General features: G+C 69.8%; 5 protein-coding genes and 1 tRNA gene. 3 read left to right on the top strand and 3 right to left on the bottom strand.

Annotated features, from left to right (window positions below):
* Positions 1 to 109: 109 nt before the first annotated feature.
* Both QH276_RS12810 and QH276_RS12805 read left to right on the top strand, forming a co-directional pair.
* Entirely contained in the window at positions 110 to 310 is a 201-nt protein-coding gene (locus QH276_RS12810) for a hypothetical protein (protein WP_280406741.1), read from the top strand.
* A gap of 89 nt (positions 311 to 399) precedes the next feature.
* Positions 400 to 1176, top strand: a complete 777-nt coding sequence (locus QH276_RS12805) for an enoyl-CoA hydratase (RefSeq protein ID WP_280398201.1) — start codon at positions 400 to 402, stop codon at positions 1174 to 1176.
* A 26-nt stretch (positions 1177 to 1202) separates the two neighbouring features.
* Here QH276_RS12805 and QH276_RS12800 read toward each other — a convergent pair whose 3' ends face one another.
* On the bottom strand, positions 1203 to 2249 hold the full coding sequence (locus QH276_RS12800; RefSeq protein WP_280406740.1) for a hypothetical protein: 1047 nt from the start codon (positions 2247 to 2249) through the stop codon (positions 1203 to 1205).
* Positions 2250 to 2401: 152 nt separating this feature from the next.
* Positions 2402 to 2944: a MarR family winged helix-turn-helix transcriptional regulator gene (locus QH276_RS12795; protein ID WP_280400598.1), complete on the bottom strand. Its 543-nt coding sequence runs from the start codon at positions 2942 to 2944 to the stop codon at positions 2402 to 2404.
* A 185-nt stretch (positions 2945 to 3129) separates the two neighbouring features.
* On the opposite strand from QH276_RS12795, the gene QH276_RS12790 reads away from it, so the two are divergent.
* Positions 3130 to 3201: transfer RNA gene (locus QH276_RS12790), tRNA-Cys, on the top strand.
* Between the two features lie 43 nt (positions 3202 to 3244).
* Here QH276_RS12790 and QH276_RS12785 read toward each other — a convergent pair.
* Positions 3245 to 4264 (bottom strand): metallophosphoesterase family protein, encoded by a 1020-nt coding sequence (locus QH276_RS12785; protein WP_280400597.1) that lies wholly within the window; start codon positions 4262 to 4264, stop codon positions 3245 to 3247.
* Positions 4265 to 4389: the final 125 nt, after the last annotated feature.

Raw genomic sequence — 4389 nt, 5'->3', positions numbered from 1 at the left:
TTTTCCCCCCGCGGCCCCCTCCCCCGCCCCCCCCCGCCCGGGCCCGGGGGCCCGGTCGGGGGCCCCGGGCCCGGAGTAACCCGGTTGCGCGCCGGGGCCGGATTCCGGGGTGCTGAAGGTGATCCAGGGCCATCTCGGCTTCCGGGAACCGGGAATCATCCATGTCGGTCTTGCCTGGCGCGACGTCCCCGGCGACGGCCGCTACGTGGTCGGCCCGCCGGGGGAGGGAGCGGTCGGGATGGACCGGACCGCCATCTGCGCGTGGATCGACGCCCGCATGGCGGAGATCATGGTCCGCCTGGAGCCGTGAGCCGACCCGCGGCCGCCGGTGGCGCGGGCGGTATCGTCACCGATGTTCGTAATCGATATTCGTAACCGTATCGACCCAGAGGATGTGCTGTGACCGACTTCGAGACGATTCTGCTGGAGCGTAAAGACAAGGTCGGCCTCATCACACTGAACCGGCCCAAGGCGCTGAACGCGCTCAACGCGCAGGTCCTCGACGATGTGATCGCCGCACTCGACGAACTCGAACACGATGACGAGATCGGGGCCGTGGTGATCACCGGTTCCGAGCGGGCATTCGCCGCCGGGGCGGATATCAAGGAGATGCAGCCCAAGTCCTATATGGACATGTTCATGGACGATTACTTCGCCCGCTGGGAGCGGCTGGCCCAGTTCCGCAAGCCCACCATCGCCGCCGTCGGCGGATACGCCTTGGGCGGTGGCTGTGAACTGGCCATGATCTGCGACCTGCTCATCGCCGCCGATACCGCCAAATTCGGCCAGCCCGAGATCAAACTCGGCGTGATCCCCGGTATCGGCGGTTCGCAGCGCCTGACCCGCGCGATCGGTAAGGCCAAGGCCATGGATCTGGTGCTCACCGGGCGCAATATGGACGCCGAGGAAGCCGAACGCGCCGGGCTGGTCTCGCGGATCGTGCCCGCCGCCGAACTGCTCGATACCGCGCTCGAGGTCGGCGCCACCATCGCGTCCATGTCATTGCCGGTGACCATGATCGCCAAGGAGGCGGTGAACCGCTCCTTCGAAACCACCCTCAGCGAGGGTCTGCGGTTCGAGCGGCGGGTCTTCCATTCGCTGTTCGCCACCGCGGATCAGAAGGAAGGTATGGCGGCGTTCGTGGACAAGCGGACCGCCGAGTTCACCAACCGCTGACATTCCGGCGCCGTTCCCGGGCCCGGTCAGGGTTCGGGCGGCGCCTCGGCGATATCGGTCGGTACGAACTGGCCGCGCGCAGGTTGCGCGGTGCCGTTCTGGGCGGTGAGCAGACCGGCCACCGTCGCCCCGAGTCCGATGGTCACCGCGGCGGCCGCGTACACCTTGCGACGGCCGACGACCGGCGGGGCCAGGGCCACCACCTGACCGCCGGCGCGGATATGCGCGGTGCGGGTGGCGGCCGCCGGTCGTTCGGCCGCGAACAGCAGCGCGCCGCGCGCCGACACGTATTCCGGTTCCCCGTCGCAGACCAGCGGCAGATCGAGTAGCTCGGCGAGGCCCGCGCGCAAGGCCGGGCTGCGGGCGCAGCCGCCCAGCAGCACGACCGCTTCCGCCGCGACCTCGGACTGCTCGCCGGCCCGCCGGGCCAGGGTGGCGGCCATCGCCAACGGTTCGGTGCAGAGCTCGGCGAGATCACTGCGGGTGATCACGGCGCGTTTCGCGCTGGCCGGATCCGCGGCGGTGACCACTCGGGCGCTGCTCAGCGCCTCGCGGTACCGGCCGGCCGCCGCCTCGTCGATGTAGACACCGGCCCGGTCCAGCCATTCGCACAGCAGTTCGTCGTAGATATCGCCGCCGAGGCCGGGCCAGTGGCTCGCGGTGAGCACGGTATCGGTGCGGCAGTCCACCTGGGTGAGGGTCAAGCCGGCGGACCCGAGATCGAACAGCAGTACCGATCCGGAGGACGGCAGCTGGTCGGCGAACCGCAGATAGCGCACCTGGGCGAGGGGTTCGTCCACCAGAGTGACCCGGCCGGTGCCCAGAGCATCGCCGATCTCTTCGGCCTGTGCCGTATCTTGGCAGGTCACCGCCGTGCCCGTGATGTACTCGTCGCGGAGCCGGGCCGCGGTGTGCATCCGGCGGACCGCCGTGAGAACCGCTTCGACCACCGGACTGTGCGCGGCCCGGGGGATATGGCACCGGTCGATCGGGGGCAGGTGTGGCTGATCGGAATGAGTGAGCACCGCGCGCGCTCCGGAAGAGCCCGCCGATACCCCGAGTACCAGCACCATAAACATATGGTGCGCCGCGGTGCCGGTGTTGCCAAGCCGAATCACCGAGAAATTTGCTGACCGGGTGCTTGTCCGTTATCCGTTTGCTGCCTACTCGGTGTACCCGGGCCGACCGGTATGTTTCTTCTTGTTGCCCTTGCCGTGGGCACCTGTCACGGCTGGCTCCACCGGGCCGGTTCCTCCCCGGTATCGAAGTCGCCCGCGGTGTGCCGGAACTCGGTCAGCAACTGCAGCAGCGTGCGCAGCCGGTCGGGCGGCAGCTCCGGCCGGGCGAACACCCGCTCGTTGAGATATTCGGTGGCCTCGGCGACCAGGGCCCGCCCGGCCTCGGTGATCTCGATCAGGGTGGCGCGCCGGTCGTTGGGATGCGGCACCCGGTTCACCAGCCCCGCCGCCTCGAGCCGGTCCACCGAATTGGTGACACTGGTCGGATGCACCTGCAACCGGGCGCTGGCCACGGCCATCGGCAGCGCGCCCGTGGCGCTGAAGTTCAGCAGCTGCAGCAACTCGTACCGGGAGAAGGTGAGCCCGGTGGGCCGCAGCGCCTCGTCCACCCGGGCCATCACGATCTGCTGCGCACGCACCAGCGACGTCACGGCTGCCATCCCGTCGGCGACAGCGCCCCAGCCGTGGCCGACCCATTGCCGATGGGCCTCCTGGATCGGGTCGAGCGGTAGCGGCCGGGGGCGAGACATGTGTTCGATCATCGCACGGCGCCCCGGGGGCGGACCGATTGTGCACTCCGCGCTGCGGCGCACCCGCGCCCGGTGCAGTGGGCCGCGACGCGACGAATCCCGCCGTTCACCCGGGCCCGGATTGCGATCAAGGCGATCCCAACCCTCGTCCGCCACCTCCCTGTGGGCGACGATCTCCTGGTCACGCGGGCGTGGCTGAGTGGTTGAGGCAACGGTCTGCAAAGCCGTTCACGCGGGTTCGATTCCCGCCGCTCGCTCTGGGTGCCGGCCGGAACCGAGCCCGGTTCCGGCCGGGTATTTTCAGGTCAGGCCCGAGAAGTCCCGCAGTACAACATGATTGCGGTCGGCGAAGGTCCCCAGGGTGTAGTCGGGATACAGGCCGAAGTATTCGCCGCGGGTGAGCGTGCTCCAGCGGCGCGCCGCCGCGGTGCGGGTCTTGTAGAAGTTCACCGTGTAACCGCCCTCGTAGATCCGCAACAGGCTGTACCCGCCGGGATACTCCTTCACCGCCGCGACCTCGAGGAATTCGACCGCGCATCCGGTATCGGGCCGGGTCCGCCGAGTGCGGTGAGTGTGACCACTGTGCTGCAGGAATACGCCCGGCGCCGGATCGTAGAGCTGTTGCAGCCGTAGGGCGCTCGGGCGGTCCAGGATGAAGCCGGGGCCGCCGAGATTGGTCAGGCCCGCCTCCGTGGTCACCGGGTGATGCCCGAAAACGACTGTGGGACGGTCGGGCTCGTCGTTCAGGAGTTCGCGAACCCGATCGAGTTGCGCCGGGTCCAGCACCCCGCCCGCACCGTCGAGTGCGCTGGTGTCCAGGCCGATCAGCCGGAGACCGCCGAGTTCGCGTGCGAGCAATTGTTGCCGCGGTCCGAAAACCTCGTTCCAGCAATCGTGGTGGCCGGCGGTGCCGGGTACCACGCGACACTCGGCGTATCCCGCGCCGGTATGCGGGCGATCGTGATTACCGCGGACCGCGAGATACTCACCGCCCCAGGTGTCCAACCGGGCCCGGACCGCGCGCATCTCCTCCGGGGTGGCTTCCGCGGTCAGATCGCCGGCGATGAGCAGGGTCTCGGCGCCGCGGTCGGCGCGGTGCAGGTCGTCGAGCAAGGCGTCCAGCATGACCTGTGGATACGGCGGCGACCCCGGTTCCTGCCGGAAACCCGGCGGCAGCTCGCCCACCAGCAGCCCGCTCACGGTCTCCCCGTAGTGGATGTCGTTGGCCAGCGCGAGGGTCCGCAGCAAACGCCCGGGCGGGGGGACGAGGGTGCGGAAAGTGCCGGTGGTTTCCGGTGTGCCGGGCCCACCGGTAACCACCGCGACCGCGGGGGTCGCGCGAACCCCGGCCGAGCGCGCCGCGCAGCGGGAGGGGCGGCCCCGGGGCAGACCCCCCCACAACCCGGCGTGGAACGCGGGGGGGCCGGCGGGATTAACCACCCCCC

Source organism: Nocardia carnea, assembly GCF_029869215.1.
In the GTDB taxonomy this organism is placed as follows: domain Bacteria; phylum Actinomycetota; class Actinomycetes; order Mycobacteriales; family Mycobacteriaceae; genus Nocardia; species Nocardia carnea_B.
The sequence above is the reverse complement of the archived record's forward strand: the minus strand, read 5'-3'. Positions and strand labels throughout refer to the sequence as shown.